Consider the following 24,195-nt stretch of genomic DNA (forward strand, 5'->3'; position numbering starts at 1 on the left):
CACTGGCTGTGGGGGAGAAAAACTTTGCCGCCGGAGCCAAGATCAGAACAAACGGCGCACAGCCGAAGGCTCTTCCCCGTCGAAAGTAAGGATCACAACGCCATTGCATCTCTTACCTGTGGAAGATTAGATTGGAGCCCATGCATCAGGCTCCCGCGACCCCCAAGGCCGTTCGACGGCAACACGACCGCGAGATCGTCTCGCTCGCCGTCCCGGCCTTCGGCGCGCTCGTCGCCGAGCCCCTCTTCCTCATGGTCGACAGCGCCATTGTCGGCCACCTCGGCACCCCCCAGCTCGCCGGACTCGCCATCGCCTCGGCGCTCCTGTCCACAGCGGTGAGTGTCTTTGTCTTCCTCGCCTATGCGACCACCGCCGCCGTCGCGCGACGCGTCGGCGCCGGCGACCTCCCGGCGGCCATCCGCCAGGGCATCGACGGCATCTGGCTCGCCCTCCTCCTCGGCGCCGCCGTGGTCGCTCTCATGCTGCCCACCGCGCCCTGGCTCGTGGACCTCTTCGGCGCCTCCGGCACGGCCGCTCCCTACGCCGTCACCTATCTGCGCATCTCCATCCTCGGCATCCCCGCCATGCTGGTGGTGCTCGCCGCCACCGGCGTCCTGCGCGGCCTCCAGGACACCCGCACCCCGCTCTACGTCGCCATCGCCGGTTTCACCGCCAACGCCGCCCTCAACCTCGGTCTGGTCTACGGCGCCGGGCTCGGCATCGCGGGCTCCGCCTGGGGCACGGTCATCGCCCAGCTCGGCATGGCCGGCACCTATCTCTGCGTGGTCGTCCGCGGCGCCCGGCGGCACGGCGCCTCTCTCCGCCCCGACGCCGCCGGCATCCGGGCCTGCGCCCAGGCCGGTGCCCCGCTCCTGGTCCGTACGCTCTCCCTGCGGGCCATTCTGATGATCGCCACCGCCGTGGCCGCCCGCCTCGGCGACGCCGACGTCGCCGCGCACCAGATCATCCTGTCCCTGTGGAGCCTGATGGCCTTCGCACTCGACGCGATCGCCATCGCCGGGCAAGCCATCATCGGGCGCTATCTCGGGGCCGAGGACGCGGCCGGCGCCCGCCAGGTCTGCCGTCGCATGATCCAGTGGGGCGTGGTCTCCGGAGTCGCTCTCGGAGCGCTGCTGGTCCTCACGCGGCCGCTCTTCGTCCCGCTCTTCACCGACGACCCCGCGGTGCAGGACGCGCTGCTCCCCGCCCTCCTCGTCGTGGCGCTCTCGCAGCCCATCTCCGGGGTGGTCTTCGTCCTCGACGGAGTGCTCATGGGCGCGGGGGACGGCCCCTACCTCGCCTGGGCCATGCTGCTGACCCTGGCCGTCTTCGCACCGGTCGCCCTGCTGGTTCCGACGCTGGGCGGCGGCCTCACCGCGCTCTGGGGTGCGATGACGCTGATGATGACGGTGCGCATGGCGACGCTCTGGTTCCGTGAGCGCTCGGGCCGCTGGCTCGTCACGGGTGCCACCCGCTGAGCGGTGTTTCACGTGAAACGGCGGAAGGGCCGCACCCCTGGGGGTGCGGCCCTTCTGTACTGCTGAGCGCAGACTGCCCGATGGCAGCGTTACGCGGCGACGACCTCGACGCCGAGCTTCGCGGCAACCTCGGGGTGCAGACGCACGGACACCTGGTGCGAGCCCAGGGTCTTGATCGGCGAACCGAGCTCGACGCGACGCTTGTCGACGTCCGGGCCACCCGCGGTCTTGATCGCGGCAGCGATGTCGGCCGGGGTCACGGAGCCGAAGAGACGGCCGGCGTCGCCGGAGCGAACGGCCAGGCGCACCTTCGTGCCCTCGAGCTGAGCCTTGATCTCGTTGGCCTGCTCGATGGTCGCGATCTCGTGGATCTTGCGGGCGCGGCGGATCTGCGCCACGTCCTTCTCGCCACCCTTGGTCCAGCGGATCGCGAAACCGCGCGGGACCAGGTAGTTGCGAGCGTAGCCGTCCTTGACGTCGACGACGTCGCCAGCGGCACCGAGGCCGGAGACCTCGTGGGTGAGGATGATCTTCATTTTTCGGTCACCCTTCCCTTATCGCGCGGTGGACGTGTAGGGCAGCAGCGCCATCTCACGGCTGTTCTTGACGGCCGTGGCGACGTCACGCTGGTGCTGCGTGCAGTTGCCGGTCACGCGACGGGCACGGATCTTGCCGCGGTCGGAAATGAACTTCCGCAGCATGTTCGTGTCCTTGTAGTCGACGTACGCGACCTTGTCCTTGCAGAACGCGCAGACCTTCTTCTTAGGCTTGCGCACAGGCGGCTTCGCCATGGTGTTTCTCCTGTGTGATCAAGAAGTTTGGGTACGAGCTGCTTCCGGGGCGTGCGCCCTAGAAGGGAGGCTCGTCCGAGTAGCCGCCGCCGGAGTTGCCACCCCAGCCGCCACCGCCGCCACCCTGCTGACCGCCGGACGGGGCGCTGGAGGCCCACGGGTCGTCGGAGGGAGCTCCGCCGCCCTGCTGGCCGCCGCCGGAGTTGCCACCCCAGCCGCCACCGCCGCCACCCTGCTGGCCACCGCCGCCGTAGCCGCCCTGGCCACCGCGACCGGTGGTGCGGGTGACCTTGGCCGTGGCGTTGCGCAGGCTGGGGCCGACTTCCTCGACATCCAGCTCGTAGACCGTGCGCTTGACGCCCTCGCGGTCCTCGTAGGACCGCTGCTTCAGCCGGCCCTGCACGACGACGCGCATGCCCTTCTGAAGCGACTCGGCGACGTTCTCCGCCGCCTGACGCCAGACCGAGCAGGTCAGGAACAGGCTCTCGCCGTCCTTCCACTCGTTGGTCTGACGGTCGAAGGTGCGGGGAGTGGACGCGATGCGGAACTTCGCGACCGCCGCACCGGACGGGGTGAAGCGCAGCTCGGGGTCTTCGACAAGATTGCCGACGACCGTGATGACGGTCTCGCCTGCCATGGGTGAACCTCTCGGCGGGATTGCTTCTGGCTGCTAACTGCTACTCGGACCCGAGTCCCTGCGAGCGAAAGCTCAGTGGGTCTCGGGGCGGAGGACCTTGGTCCGGAGGACCGACTCGTTCAGGTTCATCTGGCGGTCGAGCTCCTTGACGACCGCAGGCTCGGCCTGCAGGTCGATGACCGAGTAGATGCCCTCGGGCTTCTTCTTGATCTCGTAGGCGAGACGACGACGGCCCCAGGTGTCGACCTTCTCGACCTTTCCGTTGCCCTCACGGACGACGGAGAGGAAGTTCTCGATCAGCGGGGAGACAGCGCGCTCCTCGAGATCGGGGTCGAGGATGACCATCACCTCGTAGTGACGCATGTGGAACCCACCTCCTTTGGACTCAGCGGCCACGGTCGTTCCGTGGCAGGAGGGTCGTGATGCGTGAGCAACGGTATCCGCCGCCACTGACAGTCCCCCTCGACGAGCGAGGAGGTGCCGTCGAGGTCCTCGGACGGACCAGGGCAGACACCGGTGCAGACCGTACAGAGTACCCGCACGACGCCCTGCGGTTGAAATCCGGCGGTGAGGGGACGCAATCTGTACACAACGGATGTCGGCGGCGTCACACTGCGCCGCCTTCCGGACGTCACGGAGGTGCCCCATGGCACAGGCAATGCGACCCGACCCCGGACACTCCCTCTTCGCCACCGACGGCAAGCCCCATCCACTCCAGGACACCCTGGTCGCCGTCACCCTGGTGCTCGGGGTCCTCTCGTTTGTCACGGGCTTCTTCGACAACCTGCACCTGCTGAGCTCCTGGTCCGGACTGCTCGGCATCCTCACCGGCGCCTACGGTCAGTTCATCTCCGTCACGACCCGCGAACGCTTCGCACTGGTCGTCGGGATGGGCGCCGCCGGGGTGGGCTTCTACCTCGGCATGGCCCACGGCGGCCTCTTCGGCGGAGTGATCAGCTAGCCCCACCCCCTGCCACAAGGGCCGGAAGGGCCCACACGCCCATTCGGGGCGCTCCTCGATCGCAGTAGGCTTCGGCGCGAGAGCCGGAGCCCCTGAACCGATGGGGACACACCTGCCGAGGAGCGCCCCGCATGAGCCTGACCCTGAGGACCATCAGCCGAGAGCAGCATCTGGCATTCATCCAGAGCCAGCCCGCGGCGAGCCACTGCCAGGTCCCGGCGTGGGCTGACGTGAAGACCGAGTGGCGCTCGGAGAACCTCGGCTGGTTCGACAAGTCCGGCGAACTCGTCGGCGTCGGCCTGGTGCTCTACCGCCAGCTCCCGAAGATCAAGCGCTACCTGGCCTATCTGCCCGAGGGCCCGGTCATCAACTGGTACGCCCCGAACCTCGACGACTGGCTGCAGCCGATGCTCGCGCACCTCAAGCAGCAGGGCGCCTTCTCCGTGAAGATGGGCCCGCCGGTCGTCATCCGCCGCTGGGACTCCGCCGCCATCAAGTCCGGCATCCAGGACCCGGACGTCAAGCGCCTGAAGGACGTCGAGGCCACCCACATCGAGCCGCGCGCCTTCGAAGTGGCCGACCGGCTGCGGAAGATGGGCTGGCAGCAGGGCGAGGACGGCGGCGCCGGCTTCGGCGACGTCCAGCCCCGCTACGTCTTCCAGGTCCCGCTGGCGAACCGCTCGCTCGACGACGTCCTCAAGGGCTTCAACCAGCTGTGGCGCCGCAACATCAAGAAGGCCGAGAAGGCCGGCGTCGAGGTCGTCCAGGGCGGCTACGAGGACCTGGCCGAGTGGCAGCGGCTCTACGAGATCACGGCCGTCCGTGACCACTTCCGGCCGCGCCCGCTGTCGTACTTCCAGCGCATGTGGACCGTCCTCAACAACGAGGACCCCAACCGCATGCGGCTGTACTTCGCCCGTCACAACGGCGTGAACCTCTCCGCCGCCACCATGCTCGTCGTCGGCGGCCACGTCTGGTACTCCTACGGCGCCTCCGACAACATCGGCCGCGAGGTCCGGCCCTCGAACGCGATGCAGTGGCGGATGCTGCGCGACGCGTACGCGATGGGCGCGACGGTCTACGACCTGCGGGGCATCTCGGACTCGCTGGACGAGACCGACCACCTCTTCGGTCTGATCCAGTTCAAGGTCGGCACGGGCGGCGAGGCCGTGGAGTACGTCGGCGAGTGGGACTTCCCGCTCAACAAGCTCCTGCACAAGGCCCTGGACATCTACATGTCGCGTCGCTGACGACACGACCGAGGCTTGCGTAGTCTCGTACACACCTTTGATACACCGTAGCCACCAGAAAGGTTCCGGGCCGGCCATGGCGCTCTCCCTCTACGTCGACACCGCTCGCTGGCGGGCGCACCAGAAGACCGTGATCGACCAGTTCCCCGGTCTGATCCCGGTCTGCAAGGGCAACGGCTACGGCTTCGGCCACGAGCGCCTGGCGGAAGAGGCCGCCCGGTTCGGCGCCGACATGCTCGCGGTGGGCACCACGTACGAAGCCGCCCGCATCAAGGACTGGTTCAGCGGCGACCTGCTGGTCCTCACCCCGTTCCGGCGGGGCGAGGAGCCGGTGCCGCTGCCCGACCGGGTGATCCGCTCGGTGTCCTCCGTGGACGGCGTGCACGCCCTGGTGGGCGCCCGTGTCGTCATCGAGTGCATGAGCTCGATGAAGCGCCACGGCGTGCACGAGGAGGACCTCGGCCGGCTGCACGCCGCCATCGAGGACGTGCGCCTGGAGGGCTTCGCCCTGCACCTGCCGCTCGACCGCACCGACGGCACCGACGCCGTCGAGGAGGTCATCACCTGGATGGACCGGCTGCGGGCCGCCCGGCTGCCCCTGCACACCATGTTCGTCAGCCACCTGCGCGCCGACGAGCAGGCCCGGCTGCAGCAGCAGTTCCCGCAGACCCGGTTCCGCGCCCGGATCGGCACCCGGCTGTGGCTGGGCGACCACGAGGCGACCGAGTACCGCGGCGCGGTCCTCGACGTCACCCGGGTCGCCAAGGGGGACCGGTTCGGCTACCGCCAGCAGAAGGCCGCCTCCGACGGCTGGCTCGTGGTGGTCGCCGGCGGCACCTCGCACGGCGTCGGGCTCGAGGCTCCCAAGGCGATGCACGGGGTGATGCCGCGGGCCAAGGGCGTCGCGCGGGCCGGCCTCGCGACGGTCAACCGGAACCTCTCCCCGTTCGTCTGGGCCGGCAAGCAGCGCTGGTTCGCCGAGCCGCCGCACATGCAGGTGTCGATCCTGTTCGTGCCGGCCGACGCCCAGGAGCCGCAGGTCGGCGACGAGCTGGTGGCCCACCTGCGCCACACCACGACCCAGTACGACCGGGTCGTCGAGCGCTGAGCCATGGACACGAAGCGGCCCCCGGGGGACTCCCCGGGGGCCGCTTCGCGTTCCGGCCGTGCGATCGGCGGCTCATTCCCGCGGTACGCCCCAGTCCACCCGCGGCCCCTCCACGGCCGGCGCCGCGTGCCGCGCCGGGTGCGCCGCCCTGCCCAGGACGAAGACGTCCTCGGCGCCGTCCAGGACGCCTCCCGAGGGGTCGTCCGAGCCGTCCCGCCGCACCCCGTCCCGGTCGGGCGCCAGGATGTCGCGCACGACGAGAGCGCACAGGTAGAGCGTGCCGAGCAGGTGCAGGACGATCACGAACTGGTAGCCGTCGGTCGGCAGGCCCTGCTTGTTGCCGCTGGTGGTGAAGGCGAGGTACAGCCAGATGCCGAAGAAGTACATGACCTCGCAGGCCTGCCAGACCAGGAAGTCCCGCCAGCGCGGCCGGGCGAGGGCGGCGAGCGGGATGAGCCACAGCACGTACTGCGGCGAGTAGACCTTGTTGGTGAGCACGAACGCGGCCACGATCAGGAAGGCCAGCTGCGCGAGACGCGGCCTGCGGGGCGCGTTGAACGCCAGGTAGGCGAGTCCCGCGACCGCCAGCATCATCAGGAACAGCGCGTAGTAGTTGGCCGTCGCCGGGCGGATCTGCTCGCCCGTGACCTGGCTGATGAGCAGCCAGAACGAACCGAAGTCGACGTTGCGCTCCGTGCTGAACCGATAGAACTGCTTCCAGCCCTCGGGCGCCAGGAGCATGACCGGCAGGTTCACCACCAGCCACGCGCCGGTCGCGCCCAGCACCGCCGCACCCGACGCCCGCCACTTCCCGGCCCGCCAGCACAGCAGGACGACGGGGACGAGCAGCAGTATCGGGTAGAACTTGGCGGCCGTCGCGAGCCCCAGCAGCACACCGAAGGCCAGCGGCCGGCTCCGCGACCACATCAGCAGCGCGGCGGCCGTCAGGGCGACCGCCAGCAGATCCCAGTTGATGGTCGCCGTGAGCGCGAACGCGGGCGCCAGGGCCACCAGCAGGCCGTCCCAGGGGCGCCTGCGGTGCGTCCTCGCCACACACACGGCCAGCACGGCCGTGCACACCAGGAGCAGGCCCGCATTGGCCAGCCAGTACGCCTGCTCGCGCTCCGTCAGATCGCTGCCGCCGGGCGTCAGCCAGGCCGCGACCTGCATGAACAGACCCGTCAGGACCGGGTACTCCAGGAACGGTATGTCGCCGCCGATCCGGTCGAAGTACGGGACCAGACCCTCCGCGAAGCCACGCCCGGAGAACAGGTGCGGGATGTCGGAGTAGCAGGCGTGGGTGTACTGCGAGGTGGAGCCGCGGAACCAGGCCCAGTTGTAGCAGGGCAGCTTCTGCACCATGCCGAGCGCGAACATCCCGATGGCCACCAGCGCGATCACCCGCACCGGGGTGAGCTGCCCGGCGCCGAGCAGCGCCCGCCGCCCGATCGGCCCGCCGATCAGCTCGCTGCCGGCGGCCGCCACCTCGTCGGTACGGGTGGGGCTGACGACCGGGTCCCGGGGAGGGCTCGTCTTCTGGAGGCTCGGCATGGGGGACATCCTGCCGTACGCCTCCGGGAAAAGGTGAGGGCCGCCGCGCCGGGGCCGTACACGAGGTACGGACCGGGCGCGGCGGCCCTCGGAGGGTGCCGGAGCGGCGGTTCAGCCGCCCAGGGCTCCCCAGGTGCCGCCGTTCGGCTTTCCGCCGCCGCCGACCGTGGTGCCTGTGGGGGAGTCCGTGGGGGCCGGTGGAGCCGTCGTGGTCGGGCCGCCGTTGGATCCGCCGCTGTCCTGACCCTTGGTGCTGCCGGTCGGGTCGCACGGCCAGTCCCAGACGCTGCAGGTCTTGCCCGGGTCCGGCGACTTGCTCGGCTTACCCGTGGGCGCCTCCGTCGACGGGGTCGAGGACGGCGTCGAGGACGGGGTGTCCGTCGGCGTCGGGGTCGGGCTGACCATGCCGCCGCCGTAGACGCCCTCGGCGTCGTCCAGGGGCTCGGGCGCCGGGAAGCTCTTCGCCTCGGTGCCCTTGAGCGCCTCGGTCATGTAGTCGTGCCAGATCCGCGAGGGGAACGAATTACCGTGGATCTTCGGCTGGTCGCCGGTGCCGTACATGGACTCGAACTTGCGGTCCTTGAGCGTCTCGTCGTCCGCGAAGCGGTACATGTCGATCGCGGTCGACAGCTGCGGGGTGTACCCCACGAACCAGGCCGAGTTGTTGCCGTCGGTGGTACCCGTCTTGCCGGCCGCCTCGCGGTCGTCGAGCGCGGCCTTACGGCCGGTGCCGCCCTTGACCACGCTCTTGAGGACGTCGGTCACGTTGCTCGCGACGGCCGTGGAGAACACCCGCTTGGGCTTGGCCTCGTGCTTGTACTTGACCTGGCCCTGCTTGAGGACCTTCTCCACCGAGTAGACGTCGTTGCGCTCGCCGTTGTTGCCGAAGGTGGCGTAGGCGCCCGCCATGCGGATCGCACTGGGGTTGGAGATACCCAGGGAGAACGACGGCACGTTGGCCTTGACCAGCGAGCCCTCACGCAGGCCGGCGTCGATGGCGGCCTGGCGGACCCTGTCGATGCCGACGTCCATGCCGAGCTGCACGTACGGCGAGTTCGCCGACTTCATCATGGCCGTGCGGAGGTTGATGTTCTTGTAGCTCGCGCCGTCGTCGTTGACCTGGAGCCACTCCTTGCCGTTCTCGTTGTGCCAGATCGAGCCGTCGTAGTTCCTGATCTTCAGCTCGTTCTGGCCGTTGTAGTAGCTCTTGTCGGGGTCGACGAGCGTGCGGGTGGAGGCGTCCTGCTCGGGACCCAGCTTCGGGTTGCGGACACCGTCGCGCATCGCCGCCGCCAGCACGAAGGGCTTGAACGTCGAGCCGACCTGGGCACCGGTCTCGTCGGCGTTGTTGGTGAAGTGCGTGGTGGCGTTGGCGCCGCCGTAGATCGCCACGATCGCGCCGGTCTCGGTGTTCACCGAGGCGCCGCCGAACTGGACGTGGGTGTCGGTCTTGGGGCGCTTCTTCGGGTCGATGTACTCGTCGTAGACCGACTTGACGGCCTTCTCGAGCGCGTTGACCTTCTTCTTGTCGAAGGTCGTGTAGATCTCGTAGCCGCCGCGGGCCAGGTCCTGCTCGCTGATGCCCAGCTCGCTGTTGTTGATGACGCTCTTCTGCGCCGTCCGCACCAGGTAGCCGATCTGACCGCCCAGCTGAGCGCCCTGGGTACGCAGCTTCACCTTGGGGAACTCCGGGTACTTCGCGCGCTCGGCGGTCGTCAGGCTGCCGTCCTTGACCATCTCGTCGAGGATCCACGTCCAGCGCTTCTGGGCGCGCTCGGCGTTCGCCTCCGGGGTGGCCGCCGGGTCGATGTCGACGCTGCCGGCCGGGTCGTAGTAGGTCGCGCCCTTGAGCAGCGAGGCCAGGAAGGCGCACTCGCTGACGTTGAGGTCCCTGGCGTTCTTGCCGAAGTACGTGCGGGCCGCGGCCTGGATGCCGTAGGCGCCCCGGCCGTAGTACGAGGTGTTGAGGTAGCCCGCCATGATCTCGGGCTTGCCCTTCTCGTTGCCGACGCGCATCGAGATGAAGAGTTCCTTCACCTTGCGGGTCAGCGTCTGCGACTGGTCGTCGAGACGGTTGTTCTTCACGTACTGCTGGGTGATGGTCGAGCCACCCTGGGTCTCGCCGCCCTTGGCCATGTTCCACACGGCGCGGCCGATGCCCATGGGGTCGATGCCGGAGTCCGTCCAGAAGGTCTTGTTCTCGGCCGAGACCACGGCGTTCTGCATGGCCCGCGGGATCTGGTCGTACGAGACGATCTGGCGGTTGACCTCGCCACCGGTCGCGGCCATCTGCGTGCCGTCGGCCCAGTAGAAGACGTTGTTCTGCTGCTTGGCGCTGATGGCCTCGTCGGGGATGCCCACCATGGCGTACGCGATCGTCGCCGCGCCCATGAGGCCGCCGAAGAACGTCAGGAAGAGGCCCGTCGTGAGCTTCCACGAGGGCACCCAGCGACGCCAGCCGTACTTTCCGTACCGCGGGTAGTCGATGATCCGCTTCTTGCCGGGCGGGCGCCCGCCGTCGTTACGGCCACGTCCGGGGCCACCACCACGGCCTCCGCCCCCTCCGCGCCGGCCACCGGGGCCGCCAGGGCCCCCGCCGCCCTCGGGGGCACGCCTGCGCCCCCCGCGCTGGGCCGCGCGCCGTGCCTCGGCCCGCCCGCCGTACGGGCGCTGCTCCTCCCCATAAGAGGAAGGCGGTCCGTACGAGGCCGAAGGAGACCCCGTACTGACGTCACGGCCCTGGACCGGCCTGCGGCCCATCGGCTGCTGGGCGGCGCGCCGGGCCGCAGCACGGCCGCCGCTCGGCGGCTGCTGCTGCGGCATTTTGCGACGATGCTCGCTCATCGAACGACTACTCCTCGGGCAGGCCCACAGGCCTGGAAGCGGCAGTTGAGTTCCGGTCCCCCCGAAATGCACACGGCCGGACCTCGGACAAGACCCCACCGTGCCGCAGCCGGTCACCCGCTTCACTGACGCCCTGCGGCATCGCTCGGTTCCCGGTGGTCTGCATGCCGCACAGACTACGCACGGTCAAAACCTGCCTAGGGCCGAAGTTCACCCCAAATCCGGCAAGTCGACTGCTGTGAATTGACGATGTGACGCCGGTCACTCGAGTCCCACTTGTCGCATCACTGGGGCCGTTCTATCGTCGGGATGTATCGAGTCGATACATCAGTGCGGCACATCGACTCGACATACCGGTTTTCCACACTGGCCGAGAGGCGAGTCCCGAGAGCGGAGGAGGCGACACATGAGCAGGCGCTCAGGAATTCTCGAGTTCGCCGTTCTCGGTCTGCTCCGCGAGGCCCCCATGCACGGGTACGAGCTGCGCAAGCGGCTCAACACCTCCCTGGGGATCTTCCGCGCCTTCAGCTACGGGACGCTCTACCCGTGCCTCAAGACGCTGGTCGCCAACGGCTGGTTGATCGAGGAGCCGGGCAGCGCCCCCGAGGAGGCCGTGGCGGCTTCACTCGCAGGACGCCGCGCCAAGATCGTCTACCGGTTGACGGCCGAAGGTAAGGAGCACTTCGAGGAGCTCCTCTCCCACACCGGCCCCGACGCCTGGGAGGACGAGCACTTCGCCGCCCGCTTCGCGTTCTTCGGCCAGACCGAGCGCGAGGTGCGGATGCGGGTGCTCGAGGGCCGCCGCAGTCGGCTGGAGGAGCGCCTGGAGAAGATGCGCGCCTCTCTGGCCCGTACGCGCGAGCGCCTCGACGACTACACGCTTGAGCTGCAGCGCCACGGAATGGAGTCCGTGGAGCGCGAAGTGCGCTGGCTGAACGAGCTCATCGAGAGCGAGCGGGCGGGGCGGGATCAGCGATCCGGCCCCGACGCCCCCGAGGGCGCCGCTCAGCAGAACAGAGAATCTGGAGAAACGGGCGGCCTGCCCCGGCACGGGGGCAGTACCCGGCCGGATCCGTCCGACGACACCGCCAAGTGAAACCCTGCCTCGCAGGGCTTCCACGATCACACAGGGAGCAACCGGAAATGGGTTCGGTTCGCGTAGCCATCGTCGGCGTGGGCAACTGCGCCGCCTCGCTGGTGCAGGGCGTCGAGTACTACAAGGACGCCGACCCGGCGTCCAAGGTGCCCGGCCTGATGCACGTCCAGTTCGGCGACTACCACGTCCGTGACGTGGAGTTCGTGGCCGCGTTCGACGTGGACGCGAAGAAGGTCGGCCTCGACCTCGCGGACGCCATCGGCGCGAGCGAGAACAACACCATCAAGATCTGCGACGTCCCGGCCAGCGGCGTCACGGTCCAGCGCGGCCACACCCTCGACGGTCTCGGTAAGTACTACCGCCAGACCATCGAGGAGTCCGCCGACGCCCCCGTCGACGTCGTCCAGGTCCTCAAGGACAAGCAGGTCGACGTTCTGGTCTGCTACCTGCCCGTGGGCTCCGAGGACGCGGCCAAGTTCTACGCGCAGTGCGCCATCGACGCCAAGGTCGCCTTCGTCAACGCCCTCCCGGTCTTCATCGCCGGCACCAAGGAGTGGGCGGACAAGTTCACCGAGGCCGGTGTCCCGATCGTCGGTGACGACATCAAGTCGCAGGTCGGCGCCACCATCACGCACCGCGTCATGGCGAAGCTCTTCGAGGACCGCGGTGTCGTCCTCGAGCGCACGATGCAGCTGAACGTCGGCGGCAACATGGACTTCAAGAACATGCTCGAGCGCGAGCGCCTGGAGTCCAAGAAGATCTCCAAGACGCAGGCCGTCACCTCCCAGATCCCCGACCGGGACCTCGGCGAGAAGAACGTCCACATCGGCCCCTCGGACTACGTGGCCTGGCTGGACGACCGCAAGTGGGCGTACGTCCGCCTCGAGGGCCGCGCCTTCGGTGACGTTCCGCTGAACCTGGAGTACAAGCTCGAGGTCTGGGACTCCCCGAACTCCGCCGGCGTCATCATCGACGCCCTGCGCGCCGCGAAGATCGCCAAGGACCGCGGCATCGGCGGCCCGATCCTCTCCGCCTCCTCGTACTTCATGAAGTCCCCGCCGGTCCAGTACTTCGACGACGAGGCCCGCGAGAACGTCGAGAAGTTCATCAAGGGCGAGGTCGAGCGCTGACCTGACGGTCCAGCGGCTCGATGACGAGGGTCCCCGTGGCACTGCCCGGGGACCCTTCTCGTATGTGAGTCTTGCTGCCATGTCCGTCGTGCGTGATCTGCGCATCCTCCTGCGTCTGCGCAACTTCCGCCGCCTGCTCGCCGTCCGGCTGCTCTCCCAGTGCGCCGACGGGGTCTACCAGGTGGCCCTGGCCACGTACGTCGTCTTCTCCCCCGAGAAGGAGACCAGCCCCGCCGCCATCGCCTCCGCCATGGCGGTCCTGCTGCTCCCCTACTCCCTCGTCGGACCTTTCGCCGGTGTTCTCCTCGACCGCTGGCGCCGCCGCCAGGTCTTCCTCTACGGAAACCTGCTGCGCGCCCTCCTCGCCGCCGGGACCGCGATCCTCATGCTGGCCTCGGCACCCGACTGGCTCTTCTACGCCTCCGCCCTCTCCGTCACGGCCGTCAACCGCTTCGTGCTGGCCGGCCTCTCGGCAGCACTCCCGCGCGTGGTCGACGACGAACGGCTGGTCATCGCCAACTCGCTCTCCCCGACCGCCGGCACCCTCGCGGCGACCCTCGGCGGCGGGCTGGCCTTCGGGGTGCGCCTCATCGCCGACGACTCCGACGCCGCCGTCGTCCTGCTGGGCGCCGTCCTCTACCTCTGCTCCGCGCTTGCCTCGCTCCGGATGTCCCGGGAGCTCCTCGGCCCGGACCCCGAGCAGGTACAACCCCGGCTCGCCGCCGCGCTCGCCTCCACCGCCCGGGGGCTGGTGGACGGCCTGCGTCATCTCTCCCGGCACCGGCCGGCCGCCCGGGCGCTGGCCGCGGTGACGGGAATGCGTTTCTGCTACGGCGCCCTCTTCGTGACGCTGCTGATGCTCTCGCGCTACGCCTGGGGCACCACGCAGTCGGATGGTCTCGCTGTGCTCGGGCTCGCGGTCGCCGCTTCCGGTGCCGGATTCTTCGCCGCGGCGGTGCTCTCCCCGTGGGCGGTCGGGAGGCTCGGGCCGTTCGGCTGGATGACCCTCTGCACGGGGTCCGCCGCCGTCCTCGCCCCCGCCCTGGGCCTCACCTTCGCGCGGACACCCTTCCTCGTGGCCGCCTTCGTCCTCGGCCTGGTCACCCAGGGAGCGAAGATCGCGACGGACACCGTCGTCCAGACCTCGGTGGACGACGCCTACCGCGGGCGGGTCTTCTCCCTCTACGACGTGCTCTTCAACGTCGCTTTTGTGGGGGCGGCCGGGGTCGCGGCCCTGATGCTGCCGCCGGACGGACGCTCCCCCGCCCTCGTGCTGCTGGTGACCGCGCTCTACGCCGCCCTCGCGCTCTTCCTGCTCCGCAGCGTGCGCACCGACCAGGTCCGGGTGAACGGAAAGGGGTGATGTTTCACGTGAAACATCACCCCGGCCCCTCGGGCACCGCGTCGGCGGTTCGCGCGCGGTGTTTCACGTGAAACATCGACCGTGAAACACCGGCGACGGCATCAGTCGCTCTGATTCGCCCACCACTCCTTGAGCGCGGCGACGGCGGCGTCATGCCCCATCGGGCCGTTCTCCAGCCGGAGCTCCAGCAGGAACTTGTATGCGCGGCCGACGGCCGGCCCCGGACGGATTCCCAGGATCTCCTGGATCTGGTTGCCGTCGAGGTCGGGACGGATCGAGTCCAGCTCCTCCTGCTCCTGCAGCTGCGCGATGCGCTCCTCCAGGCCGTCGTAGGCGCGGGAGAGCGCGGCGGCCTTGCGCTTGTTGCGCGTGGTGCAGTCGGAGCGGGTCAGCTTGTGGAGCCGGCTGAGCAGCGGTCCCGCGTCCCGTACGTAGCGACGGACAGCTGAGTCGGTCCACTCGCCCGTGCCGTAACCGTGGAAGCGGAGGTGCAGCTCCACCAGACGCGAGACGTCCTTGATCATCTCGTTCGAGTACTTGAGCGCCGTCATGCGCTTCTTCGTCATCTTCGCGCCGACCACCTCGTGGTGGTGGAAGGAGACCCGGCCGTCCTTCTCGAAGCGACGGGTGCGCGGCTTGCCGATGTCGTGGAGCAGGGCGGCCAGGCGCAGCACCAGGTCCGGCCCGTCCTCCTCCAGATCGATGGCCTGGTCGAGGACGGTCAGCGAGTGCTCGTAGACGTCCTTGTGCCGGTGGTGCTCGTCGCTCTCCAGACGCAGCCCCGGCAGCTCGGGCAGCACATAGGCGGCGAGACCCGTGTCGACGAGCAGCCCGAGACCCTTGCGGGGGTGCGCGGAGAGCAGGAGCTTGTTGAACTCCTCGCGGATGCGCTCGACGGAGACGATCTCCAGCCGGTCGCACATCTCCTTCATCGCGGCGACGACCTCGGGGGCCACCTCGAAGTCGAGCTGAGCGGCGAAGCGCGCGGCACGCATCATGCGCAGCGGGTCGTCGGAGAAGGACTCCTCCGGAGTGCCCGGCGTACGGAGCACGCGCTCGGCCAGGTCCTCGAGACCGCCGTGCGGGTCGATGAACTCCTTCTCCGGGAGCGCCACGGCCATGGCGTTGACGGTGAAGTCGCGCCGGACCAGGTCCTCCTCGATGGAGTCGCCGTAGGAGACCTCGGGCTTGCGCGAGGTACGGTCGTACGCCTCCGAGCGGTAGGTGGTGATCTCCACCTGGAAGCGCTGAACAGCGTCTCCGACGCGGGCGTCCTTCTGGCAGCCGACGGTGCCGAAGGCGATCCCGACCTCCCACACGGACTCGGCCCAGGGGCGGACGATCTTCAGCACGTCCTCGGGGCGGGCGTCGGTTGTGAAGTCGAGGTCGTTGCCGAGACGGCCGAGGAGGGCGTCGCGTACCGAGCCGCCGACCAGCGCGAGGCTGAACCCGGCCTCCTTGAAGCGGCGGGCAAGGTCGTCGGCGACAGGGGACACACGCAGCAGTTCACTGACCGCGCGGCGTTGCACCTGGCTCAGTGCAGTCGGGGTGTCTTCGTTGGCGTTCGGCACAACAGAAAAGGGTACGTGCCCCGGCTCGCCGCGACGTCCCCGTTTTCCCCCGGCCCGAGCGTGCGGCACCGGCCCGTTTCCGCCCTGCCCGGCGTCCCCGGCCGCCATCAGCTGGAGCAGTCCCCGGCACTTGGCCGCCGCGTGCCTCGTTACCATGCCTGGACACAGCAACCGGGAACCACCGACACCACTGACACCACAGACAACGACGAGGACGGGCGACGCGTGGCCGAGGCGGCAGCTATCCAGGGGACCGTTCCCTCACCTGCCCGCCGCTGGCTGCGGCGCGCAGCCTCCTTCGCCGTCGCGGTCCCGCTGCTGACCGGGCTCCTCCAGGGTGTGAGCGCCCCCACTGCCGAGGCGGCCGAGAAGGCGAGCGGACCCGGGTCCGTGGAGGTGTCTCTCGACACACTGACGCCGAGCGCGCCGGTCGAGAGCGACACCCTCACCATCACGGGAACGGTCACCAACGAGGGCAAGCAGGCGGTGACCAACGCCACGGTCGACCTCCGGGTCGGCCCCCGGATGACCAGCCGCAGTGAGATCGAGGACGTCGCCGCCCGCGGCGCCTACCGCGAGGGCCGCGACCCGGCGCCGCTGGGCAAGCCCTACAGCGTCGCCATCCCCAGGCTGGGGGCCGGGCTGAGCAAGGACTTCACGCTCACCGTGCCCGTCGCCAAGCTGGGCCTGGACGACGCCGGGGTCTATCAGCTCGGGATCTCCCTCACGGGCCAGTCCGCGAGCCAGTCCTACGACCGGGTGCTCGGCATCGAGCGGACCTTCCTGCCGTACGAGCCCGAGGACGCCGAGAAGAAGACCCAGCTCTCCTACCTCTGGCCGCTGATCTCCACGGCTCATGTCTCTGCCGAGACGGGCGCGAACCTGCAGCAGACGCCGGTCTTCGAGAACGACGACCTGGCCGCCGAGCTGGCCCCGGGCGGCCGGCTCCACGAGATGGTCGCGCTCGGCAAGGACCTCCCCGTCACCTGGGTGATCGACCCGGACCTGCTGGCGAGCGTCGACGCCATGACCGGGCCGTACGTGGTCAAGAACGGGACGACGGAGGTCCCGGGCCGGAACCAGGCCGTCGCCGAGCGGTGGCTGGACGCCCTGGAGAAGGCCGTGCAGGGCCGCAAGGTGGTCGCCCTGCCCTTCGCCGACCCCGACCTGGCCTCCCTCGCCCACCACGGCAAGGAGGTCCCCGGCTCCCTCAGCCACCTCCAGCAGGCGACCGCGCTGGCCGGATCCACCGTCGAGACCGTGCTCCACGTGAAGCCGTCCACCGACTTCTCCTGGCCCGTCGACGGCGCCGTCGACCCGTCCGTCATGGCCGTCGCCACGTCGGCCGGCGCGCGCAACGTGATCGCCCGCAGCGACAGCTTCCGCGACGACCTCTCGTACACGCCGACCTCGGCCCGCCCCATCGCCGGCGGCACGACCGCGATCGTCAGCGACGCCCTCCTCTCCACGGCCTTCCAGGGCGATCTGATCCGGGCCGAGAACTCCACCCTGGCCGTCCAGGCCTTCCTCGCCCAGTCGCTCGCGACCACCCTGGAGATGCCGGAGAAGCAGCGCAGCATCGTGGTCGCGCCGCAGCGCATGCCCACCTCGGCGCAGGCGCACAGCATGGCCGCGGGTCTGAAGGGCCTGTCGGCGGGCCGCTGGACGCAGCCGCAGGACCTGCAGGCCGCGGCCGTGGCCCAGCCGGATCCGGACGCCTCGCAGCGGGTGCCGAACAACCGGGCGTACCCGCGGAAGCTGCGCGCCCAGGAGCTGTCGACCGCGGCCTTCCAGGCGATGAAGGAGACCAGCGACGAGCTGGACGACTTCAAGGTGATCCTGACCGCGCCGGACCGCGTGGTGCCGCCCTTCACCAACGCCATCAGCCGCGAGATGTCGACCTCGTGGCGGGGCGAGGCCCCCTCGGCCGCGCTGTACCGCAACGAGGTCCTGGTCTACCTGCGCAGCCTCACGCAGGAGGTACAGCTGATCGAGAAGTCGGACCTCACGCTGTCCGGCCGCAGCGCCACCATCCCCGTGACCGTCCAGAACAAGCTGCTCCAGGGCGTGGACCACCTGGTGCTGCGGCTGTCCTCGGCCAACAAGACCCGTCTGCAGCTCGACGGCGAAGCCTTCGCCGAGCTGCCGGTGAAGATCAACGGCGGCCACAGCCAGTCGGTGAAGTTCCCCGCCTCGGCCAACGCCAACGGACCGGTCACGATGACCGCCCAGCTCTACACCGAGGACGGCACGCCCTACGGCGCTCCGATGCGGTTCACCGTGAAGGTCTCGGAGATCACCCCCACGGTGATGCTCGTGATCGCCGGCGGTGTGCTGCTGCTCGTCCTGGCCGGCATCCGGATGTACAGCCAGCGCAAGCGCGCGGCCGCCCGGAACGCCGAGTCGGAGGCCGAGGCCGAGGCCGCGGACGAGGCGGCGGAAGCCGAGCCCGACACCGGTGCCGGGAACACCCCCGAGGCCGGGGGCGACCCGGGGACCACGGCCGGGAACGGGCCCCGGACGGAATCCGAGCAGCCGAGTGACCCGACGCCGGACACCGGGTCCGAAAGCGGCGACCCGTCCGGCCCGGGTGAGAAAGTGGACCGTTGAGCGATGTCGTGGCCGGTCGGCCGGACGATGAGGTGGGGTAACCATGAACGCGCCGTACGACGGTGACCGCGGCCAGGGCGCGGGCGGCACCGCGCCGTCCGGTGGCACGCCCGCGGCCCCGGCACCCGGCTCCGCGCCGGTGCCGCCGCATCAGCAGGCCGCCCCTGACGCACCGGATCAGCAGAACCCGTACGCCCAGGACCCCTACGTCCAGGACGCCTACGCCCACGACCCCTACCAGGCGCGGGACCTGTCCGCCCAGGACCCGGTGACCGAGGCGCTCTACGACCGGGCCGCCCACCCGCCGCCCCCGCCCGGCACCTACGCGGAGCCGCAGCCGCTCTACCAGCAGCCGTCCGTGCCCCCGCACGCCCCGGACCCCCGTGTCTGGGCCCAGACCCCCGCTCCCGAGCCCGACGGTCCCTCCCGCCATCTGCCGTACGGCGACGACGCCCGTACGGTCCAGTTCACCGGGGTCGACGACCTGGTCACCCGCGCGGGGGAGGAGGAGCCGGAGCCCGACGCCTTCGCCCACCTCTACCGGGACCAGCAGGAATCCGGACCGGTGCCCGCACCGTCCCCGGAGCCGAACCCCATGCCCGCGCCCGCCCCGAAGAAGTCCGGCCGCGCCTCCGGGCTGCTCAAGTCGAGCGCCGTCATGGCGGCCGGCACGCTCGTCTCCCGCCTCACCGGCTTCGTCCGCAGCCTGGTGATCACCGGCGCCCTCGGCGCCGCGCTGCTCGGTGACACCTTCACCGTCGCCTACACCCTGCCGACGATGATCTACATCCTCACCGTCGGCGGCGGTCTCAACTCGGTTTTCGTGCCGCAGCTGGTCCGCTCGATGAAGAACGACGAGGACGGCGGCGAGGCCTACGCCAACCGGCTGCTGACCCTCGTCATGGTCGCGCTCGGCGCGATCGTCGCCATCGCCGTGTTCGCTGCCCCGCTGCTGATCCGGCTGATGTCGAACACCATCGCGGACGACGCGGCCGCCAACGGCGTCGCGGTCACCTTCGCCCGCTACTGCCTGCCCACCATCTTCTTCATGGGCGTGCATGTGGTGATGGGTCAGATCCTGAACGCCCGCGGCAAGTTCGGCGCGATGATGTGGACCCCGGTCCTCAACAACATCGTCATGATCGCCACGTTCGGCCTGTTCATCTGGGTCTACGGCACCTCCGCCGAGTCCCACATGGGCGTCACGACCATCCCCGACGAGGGCGTCCGGCTGCTCGGCATCGGTACCCTGCTCGGCCTGGCCGTCCAGGCCCTGGCGATGATCCCCTACCTGCGCGAGACGGGCTTCCGCTTCCGGCCCCGCTTCGACTGGAAGGGCCACGGCCTCGGCAAGACGGTCAAGCTGGCCAAGTGGACCGTGCTGTTCGTGCTCGCCAACCAGGCCGGTGTCCTGGTCGTCACCCAGCTCGCCACCGCGGCCGGTGAGGAGTCCGGCAAGGACGGCGCCGGCTTCCTCGCCTACTCCAACGCGCAGTTGATCTGGGGCATGCCGCAGGCCATCATCACCGTCTCCGTCATGGCCGCCCTGCTGCCGCGTATCTCCCGCGCCGCCTCCGACGACGACCCGGGCGCCGTCCGCGACGACATCTCCCAGGGCCTGCGCAACTCGGCCGTGGCGATCGTCCCGGTCGCCTTCACCTTCCTGGCGCTCGGCGTCCCGATGTGCACCCTGCTCTACGCCTCCAGCGGCGTCGAGGCCGCCCGGGGCATGGGCTTCATCCTGATGGCCTTCGGCATCGGTCTGATCCCCTACTCCGTGCAGTACGTCGTGCTCCGTGGCTTCTACGCCTACGAGGACACCCGGACGCCCTTCTACAACACGGTGATCGTCGCCGCGGTCAACGCGGCCGCCTCCGCGGTCTGTTACGTGGTGCTGCCGGCCCAGTGGGCCGTCGTCGGCATGGCCGCCTCCTACGGCCTGGCCTATGCGGTCGGCGTCGGCGTCGCCTGGCGCCGGCTGCGCAACCGCCTCGGCGGCGACCTCGACGGGGCCCATGTGTTGCGCACCTACGCCCGCTTGTGCCTGGCCTCGCTGCCGGCCGCGGTGGTCGCCGGAGCGGTCGGTTTCGCGCTGCTGAAGGTGCTCGGCGAGGGGGCCCTGGGCTCGCTCGTGGCCCTGGTCGTCGGCGGCGCGGTGCTGCTCGGAGTCTTCTTCGTGGCCGCCAAGCGCATGCGGATCGCGGAGCTCAACTCCATGGTCGGCATGGTCCGCGGCCGTCTGGGACGCTAGCCGGAACCCCGGCGAGCGGGGTTCGCACAACCATCGCCTGCCGACGCGTGTCGTGCATAGCGCCGGACTGTGGGCACAATTGGCTTGGCTGTTGGATGTGGCGCAACGGATGGGGAGGCAGGAACGACGGTGGCGGAACGTAGCACGGCTGCCGTCGACGTGGCCGACAACAGCGGTGACGACCCGCTGACCGCCAAGGCGGACAAGGCCGCGACCGACGGGGTGGCGGAAGCGCAGAAGAAGGCGGCATCGTCCGCCGAGGCCACGGAGAACAAGGCGGTCGAACGACAGAACGGCGAACAACCCTCCATCGCGGCACCGGAGCTGCACAGCGGCCACAAGCTGGCCAGACGGTACCGGCTGGAGGAGTGCGTCACCCGTCTGGACGGATTCAGCAGCTGGCGTGCCGTGGACGAGAAACTGCGCCGGGCCGTCGGGGTGCACATCCTGCCCGCCGACCACACGCGCGCCCGCTCCGTGCTCGCCGCCGCCCGCTCCGCGGCGCTGCTCGGTGACCCACGGTTCGTGCAGGTCCTCGACGCCGTCGAGGAGAACGACCTCGTCTACGTCGTGCACGAGTGGCTGCCCGACTCCACGGAGCTGACCGCACTGCTCGCGGCCGGCCCCATGGAGCCGCACGACGCCTACCAGCTCGTCAGCCAGGTCTCCCAGGCCATGGCCGCCGCCCACCGGGAAGGGCTCTCCCACCTGCGGCTCACCCCGAGCGCGGTGCTGCGCAGCTCCACCGGTCAGTACCGCATCCGCGGGCTCGCCGTGAACGCCGCCCTGCGCGGCATCAGCGCCGAGCGTCCGCAGCGCACGGACACCGAGGCGATCGGTGCCCTGCTCTACGCCGCCCTCACCCAGCGCTGGCCGTACGAGAACGACGCGTACGGCCTCTCCGGCCTTCCCAAGGGCGTGGGGCTGCTCGCCCCCGACCAGGTGCGCGCGGGCGTCCACCGCGGCCTCTCGGAGATCGCCATGCGGGCCCTGGCGAACGACGGGGCCACCGCCTCGCGCCAGGAACCGCCCTGCACCACCCCGGACGAGCTGGCGAGGGCCGTCGCGGCGATGCCGCGCATCCGCCCTCCGGAGCCGGAGTTCCCGCTCCCGGCCCCGCCCGAGTACCAGCGCACCACGTACCAGCAGGGCACCTACGGGCGTCCCCAGCCGCACCCGCCGCTGACCCAGCAGATCGTGACCCCGCCGCCGCCGCTGCAGAGCCGTACGGGCAAGGCGCTGAAGTGGGCCGTCTCGGCCCTGCTCATCGCCGCCCTGGGCCTCGGCAGCTGGCAGATCGCGGACCGGCTCCTGGACCGGAACAAGGCGAACGAGACCCCGCCGACCCAGCAACTGCCGCCGGACGAGAACAACAAGGAACCGGAGGCGAACGGGAAGCCGGTCGCGATCGAGAACGCCCGCGACTTCGACCCGCAGGGCACCGACGGCGACGAGAACCCCCAGGACATAAAGAACGCCTACGACGGTGACCCGAGCACCTCGTGGACGACCAGCAGCTACAAGGGGTACTCGAAGTTCGGCAACCTGAAGGACGGTGTGGGCATCATCCTCGACCTCGGCAAGGTCCAGCAGGTCGCCAAGGTCGAGGTCACGTTCCACGGCGCCACGTCGGTCGAGCTGCGGGCCACCCCCGAGAGCTTCTCCTCGGAGCCGAGCGAACTGAGCGACTTCAGCAAGCAGACCGCGGGTAACGGCAGCCAGGTGGCTCTCGTCCCCGGCAAGCCGCTGAAGACGCGCTATCTCCTCGTCTGGCTGACGGACCTGCCGGCAGGCGGAGACGGCTACCGGGGCGAGGTCTCGGACATCAAGATCACCAGTTGACGCCACACCGGGGGGAGGGGCTCACCGTTGGACGACGCCACACACGACAAGCGCAGCGACCAGGAACTGCTGGCCTGCCACGTGGCCGGCGACCCGGACGCCTTCGGTGAGCTCGTACGGCGCCACCGGGACCGGCTGTGGGCGGTGGCCCTGCGGACGCTGGGAGACCGCGAGGAGGCCGCTGACGCGGTCCAGGACGCCCTCGTGTCGGCGTTCCGGGCCGCCCACACCTTCCGGGGCCAGTCGGCCGTCACGACCTGGCTGCATCGCATCACGGTGAACGCCTGCCTCGACCGCGCCCGCAAGGCCGCGTCGCGCAGGACCTCGCCGGTGGACGACACCGCCCGGTTCGAGCAACTCCTGGAGCCGCACGAATCGGCCGAGGCGCCCGCAGAGCGCCAGGACCTCCACCGTCAGCTCCTGGCCGCTCTCGCCACGCTCCCGGCGGAGCAGCGCGCTGCGCTCGTCCTCGTCGACATGCAGGCATACCCGGTCGCCGAGGCAGCTCGTATCCTCGATGTCCCCACCGGAACCGTGAAGAGCCGGTGTGCGCGTGGGCGCGCCAGACTGCTCCCGATGCTCACTCATCTGCGCGGTGACACGGTGGGTAACGAAGGCCTCGACCGGGGAAGGAACCGGACGCCGGGGGCATCCGTCCCACCGGTGCCGGGACCGACGGATACCGGACCGAGCAATCCAGCTGCTGTGAAGGGCGGAGGTGGGCGCGCGTGACTTCCACGGCCGACACGACTCAGCACCCGGACGTCTCGGAGATCTCCGACCTCACCGAAGGCCTGCTCTCGCCGACCCGCAGCGCGGCCGTCCGCCGGCACCTCGACGCCTGTCCCCTCTGCGCGGATGTCCGCACCTCACTGGAGGAGATTCGCGGTCTGCTGGGCACCCTTCCCGGGCCGCCCCGGATGCCCGCCGAGATCGCCGGCCGGATCGACGCCGCCCTCGCCGCCGAAGCTCTGCTGAGCGCCACCGCACCGGACGCCGACGCGCATGTTTCACGTGAAACATCGCCCGGTCGCCCCGCGCCGTCCGCCGCGCCCGCTGCCGATCGGCCCGCCGGGCGCCCGGCCGGCGCCACCGGCCCGGGACGCCCCCGCCGATCCCGCCGCCGCGTCGCGGCCCTCGGCGCCGCCTTCGGTGCCGCGGCCCTGGGGCTCGGTCTGTTCCTCGTCCAGTCGGGTGGCGTGAACCTCGGTGGCGGCGAAGGTGCCGACACGAAGTCCGACGTCATCGCCGCCAAGGCAGGCGCCCAGTTCGACGGTCGCCCGGTCGACTCCCTCGTGCAGGGACTCCTGAGCCGGAACAACACCTTCTCAGCGCCTCAGGACCGGAACAGCTCGCCCGCGCCCCTCACCGCCGAGAGCGGAGGAGACGGGCAGGAGCGGGGCGTGGGCGCTGTCGTGCCGTCATGCGTCAAGGCCGGCACCGGGCGCACCGACTCCGTGCTCGTCTCACAGCAGGGCGACTACGAAGGAACGCCCGCCTATCTCCTTGTCCTCCCGGACACGACGGACACGGCCCGGGTGCAGGTCTATGTGCTCGACGCCTCCTGTTCTTCCGGCGGAGGAAACGGGAAGGCCGAGGTCCTGCTCCAGGAGTCCGTCCCGCGCTCCTGACTCGCCACGCGGACGGCGGCGGTCTCGGGAATGCTTGCCCCGTAGGATCGGTTGGGTGGGGTGAGAGTGACCGACCCGATC

19 protein-coding genes are annotated in these 24,195 nt (G+C 70.0%); 12 read left to right on the top strand and 7 right to left on the bottom strand.

Annotation, left to right across the window (positions count from 1 at the left end; all coding sequences use genetic code 11):
- Positions 1 to 140 precede the first annotated feature (140 nt).
- A complete protein-coding gene (locus ACIGXE_RS10465) occupies positions 141 to 1,478 on the top strand; it encodes an MATE family efflux transporter (protein ID WP_399745558.1) in 1,338 nt (445 codons plus the stop codon).
- Between the two features lie 89 nt (positions 1,479 to 1,567).
- On the opposite strand, the gene rplI is transcribed toward ACIGXE_RS10465, so the two are convergent.
- The 4 genes from rplI to rpsF form a co-directional block, all read right to left on the bottom strand.
- Positions 1,568 to 2,014, bottom strand: a complete 447-nt coding sequence (gene rplI, locus ACIGXE_RS10470) for a 50S ribosomal protein L9 (protein WP_365343988.1) — start codon at positions 2,012 to 2,014, stop codon at positions 1,568 to 1,570.
- An 18-nt stretch (positions 2,015 to 2,032) separates the two neighbouring features.
- Positions 2,033 to 2,269: a 30S ribosomal protein S18 gene (gene rpsR, locus ACIGXE_RS10475; RefSeq protein ID WP_128983236.1), complete on the bottom strand. Its 237-nt coding sequence runs from the start codon at positions 2,267 to 2,269 to the stop codon at positions 2,033 to 2,035.
- 58 nt (positions 2,270 to 2,327) lie between these two features.
- Positions 2,328 to 2,906 (bottom strand): single-stranded DNA-binding protein, encoded by a 579-nt coding sequence (locus ACIGXE_RS10480; RefSeq protein ID WP_365343986.1) that lies wholly within the window; start codon positions 2,904 to 2,906, stop codon positions 2,328 to 2,330.
- 72 nt (positions 2,907 to 2,978) lie between these two features.
- Complete coding sequence (gene rpsF, locus ACIGXE_RS10485) at positions 2,979 to 3,269, bottom strand: 30S ribosomal protein S6 (RefSeq protein ID WP_004950685.1); 291 nt, start codon at positions 3,267 to 3,269, stop codon at positions 2,979 to 2,981.
- Between the two features lie 283 nt (positions 3,270 to 3,552).
- Here rpsF and ACIGXE_RS10490 point away from each other — a divergent pair, with 283 nt between their 5' ends.
- The 3 genes from ACIGXE_RS10490 to ACIGXE_RS10500 all read left to right on the top strand — a co-directional run bounded on the left by ACIGXE_RS10490 (position 3,553) and on the right by ACIGXE_RS10500 (position 6,225).
- Complete coding sequence (locus ACIGXE_RS10490) at positions 3,553 to 3,867, top strand: hypothetical protein (RefSeq protein WP_399745561.1); 315 nt, start codon at positions 3,553 to 3,555, stop codon at positions 3,865 to 3,867.
- Between the two features lie 131 nt (positions 3,868 to 3,998).
- Positions 3,999 to 5,117, top strand: a complete 1,119-nt coding sequence (locus ACIGXE_RS10495) for a lipid II:glycine glycyltransferase FemX (RefSeq protein ID WP_399745563.1) — start codon at positions 3,999 to 4,001, stop codon at positions 5,115 to 5,117.
- A gap of 76 nt (positions 5,118 to 5,193) precedes the next feature.
- The gene (locus ACIGXE_RS10500) at positions 5,194 to 6,225 is read left to right on the top strand and encodes an alanine racemase (RefSeq protein ID WP_399745565.1); all 1,032 of its coding nucleotides are present in this window, start codon (positions 5,194 to 5,196) and stop codon (positions 6,223 to 6,225) included.
- A gap of 72 nt (positions 6,226 to 6,297) precedes the next feature.
- Here the strand turns inward: ACIGXE_RS10500 and ACIGXE_RS10505 are convergent, their stop codons facing one another.
- Together ACIGXE_RS10505 and ACIGXE_RS10510 are read right to left on the bottom strand one after the other, a co-directional pair.
- Complete coding sequence (locus ACIGXE_RS10505) at positions 6,298 to 7,776, bottom strand: glycosyltransferase family 87 protein (RefSeq protein ID WP_399745566.1); 1,479 nt, start codon at positions 7,774 to 7,776, stop codon at positions 6,298 to 6,300.
- 111 nt (positions 7,777 to 7,887) lie between these two features.
- Positions 7,888 to 10,620: a transglycosylase domain-containing protein gene (locus ACIGXE_RS10510; RefSeq protein WP_399745568.1), complete on the bottom strand. Its 2,733-nt coding sequence runs from the start codon at positions 10,618 to 10,620 to the stop codon at positions 7,888 to 7,890.
- A 406-nt stretch (positions 10,621 to 11,026) separates the two neighbouring features.
- Here ACIGXE_RS10510 and ACIGXE_RS10515 point away from each other — a divergent pair, with 406 nt between their 5' ends.
- From ACIGXE_RS10515 to ACIGXE_RS10525, 3 genes are all read left to right on the top strand, one after another.
- Positions 11,027 to 11,716, top strand: coding sequence for a helix-turn-helix transcriptional regulator (locus ACIGXE_RS10515; RefSeq protein ID WP_384407660.1), 690 nt, complete (start codon positions 11,027 to 11,029; stop codon positions 11,714 to 11,716).
- 47 nt (positions 11,717 to 11,763) lie between these two features.
- Positions 11,764 to 12,846 (top strand): inositol-3-phosphate synthase, encoded by a 1,083-nt coding sequence (locus ACIGXE_RS10520; RefSeq protein ID WP_399745571.1) that lies wholly within the window; start codon positions 11,764 to 11,766, stop codon positions 12,844 to 12,846.
- Between the two features lie 79 nt (positions 12,847 to 12,925).
- Positions 12,926 to 14,209: an MFS transporter gene (locus ACIGXE_RS10525; protein WP_399745573.1), complete on the top strand. Its 1,284-nt coding sequence runs from the start codon at positions 12,926 to 12,928 to the stop codon at positions 14,207 to 14,209.
- A 101-nt stretch (positions 14,210 to 14,310) separates the two neighbouring features.
- Here ACIGXE_RS10525 and ACIGXE_RS10530 read toward each other — a convergent pair whose 3' ends face one another.
- Entirely contained in the window at positions 14,311 to 15,780 is a 1,470-nt protein-coding gene (locus ACIGXE_RS10530) for a CCA tRNA nucleotidyltransferase (RefSeq protein WP_399745575.1), read from the bottom strand.
- Between the two features lie 225 nt (positions 15,781 to 16,005).
- Here ACIGXE_RS10530 and ACIGXE_RS10535 point away from each other — a divergent pair, with 225 nt between their 5' ends.
- The 5 genes from ACIGXE_RS10535 to ACIGXE_RS10555 all read left to right on the top strand — a co-directional run bounded on the left by ACIGXE_RS10535 (position 16,006) and on the right by ACIGXE_RS10555 (position 24,114).
- Entirely contained in the window at positions 16,006 to 18,390 is a 2,385-nt protein-coding gene (locus tag ACIGXE_RS10535) for a DUF6049 family protein (RefSeq protein WP_399745577.1), read from the top strand.
- A gap of 43 nt (positions 18,391 to 18,433) precedes the next feature.
- The gene (gene murJ, locus ACIGXE_RS10540) at positions 18,434 to 20,641 is read left to right on the top strand and encodes a murein biosynthesis integral membrane protein MurJ (RefSeq protein WP_399745579.1); all 2,208 of its coding nucleotides are present in this window, start codon (positions 18,434 to 18,436) and stop codon (positions 20,639 to 20,641) included.
- A 129-nt stretch (positions 20,642 to 20,770) separates the two neighbouring features.
- Positions 20,771 to 22,483, top strand: a complete 1,713-nt coding sequence (locus ACIGXE_RS10545) for a serine/threonine protein kinase (protein WP_399745581.1) — start codon at positions 20,771 to 20,773, stop codon at positions 22,481 to 22,483.
- A gap of 27 nt (positions 22,484 to 22,510) precedes the next feature.
- Positions 22,511 to 23,215, top strand: a complete 705-nt coding sequence (gene sigM, locus ACIGXE_RS10550) for an RNA polymerase sigma factor SigM (protein WP_399745583.1) — start codon at positions 22,511 to 22,513, stop codon at positions 23,213 to 23,215.
- The gene (locus ACIGXE_RS10555; protein WP_399745585.1) at positions 23,212 to 24,114 is read left to right on the top strand and encodes an anti-sigma factor family protein; all 903 of its coding nucleotides are present in this window, start codon (positions 23,212 to 23,214) and stop codon (positions 24,112 to 24,114) included. Before sigM ends, ACIGXE_RS10555 begins: the two co-directional genes overlap by 4 nt.
- Positions 24,115 to 24,195 lie beyond the last annotated feature (81 nt).

It is taken from the genome of Streptomyces sp. NPDC053431 (genome assembly GCF_044544925.1).
Lineage (GTDB): Bacteria > Actinomycetota > Actinomycetes > Streptomycetales > Streptomycetaceae > Streptomyces.

Coding starts and splice junctions, on each gene's coding strand:
- ACIGXE_RS10520 (WP_399745571.1), top strand. CDS start 11,764: ATGGGTTCGGTTCGCGTAGCCATCGTCGGCGTGGGCAACTGCGCCGCC.
- ACIGXE_RS10500 (WP_399745565.1), top strand. CDS start 5,194: ATGGCGCTCTCCCTCTACGTCGACACCGCTCGCTGGCGGGCGCACCAG.
- ACIGXE_RS10525 (WP_399745573.1), top strand. CDS start 12,926: ATGTCCGTCGTGCGTGATCTGCGCATCCTCCTGCGTCTGCGCAACTTC.
- murJ (WP_399745579.1), top strand. CDS start 18,434: ATGAACGCGCCGTACGACGGTGACCGCGGCCAGGGCGCGGGCGGCACC.
- rplI (WP_365343988.1), bottom strand. CDS start 2,014: ATGAAGATCATCCTCACCCACGAGGTCTCCGGCCTCGGTGCCGCTGGC.
- rpsR (WP_128983236.1), bottom strand. CDS start 2,269: ATGGCGAAGCCGCCTGTGCGCAAGCCTAAGAAGAAGGTCTGCGCGTTC.
- ACIGXE_RS10505 (WP_399745566.1), bottom strand. CDS start 7,776: ATGCCGAGCCTCCAGAAGACGAGCCCTCCCCGGGACCCGGTCGTCAGC.
- ACIGXE_RS10490 (WP_399745561.1), top strand. CDS start 3,553: ATGGCACAGGCAATGCGACCCGACCCCGGACACTCCCTCTTCGCCACC.
- ACIGXE_RS10480 (WP_365343986.1), bottom strand. CDS start 2,906: ATGGCAGGCGAGACCGTCATCACGGTCGTCGGCAATCTTGTCGAAGAC.
- rpsF (WP_004950685.1), bottom strand. CDS start 3,269: ATGCGTCACTACGAGGTGATGGTCATCCTCGACCCCGATCTCGAGGAG.
- ACIGXE_RS10495 (WP_399745563.1), top strand. CDS start 3,999: ATGAGCCTGACCCTGAGGACCATCAGCCGAGAGCAGCATCTGGCATTC.
- ACIGXE_RS10510 (WP_399745568.1), bottom strand. CDS start 10,620: ATGAGCGAGCATCGTCGCAAAATGCCGCAGCAGCAGCCGCCGAGCGGC.
- ACIGXE_RS10465 (WP_399745558.1), top strand. CDS start 141: ATGCATCAGGCTCCCGCGACCCCCAAGGCCGTTCGACGGCAACACGAC.
- ACIGXE_RS10515 (WP_384407660.1), top strand. CDS start 11,027: ATGAGCAGGCGCTCAGGAATTCTCGAGTTCGCCGTTCTCGGTCTGCTC.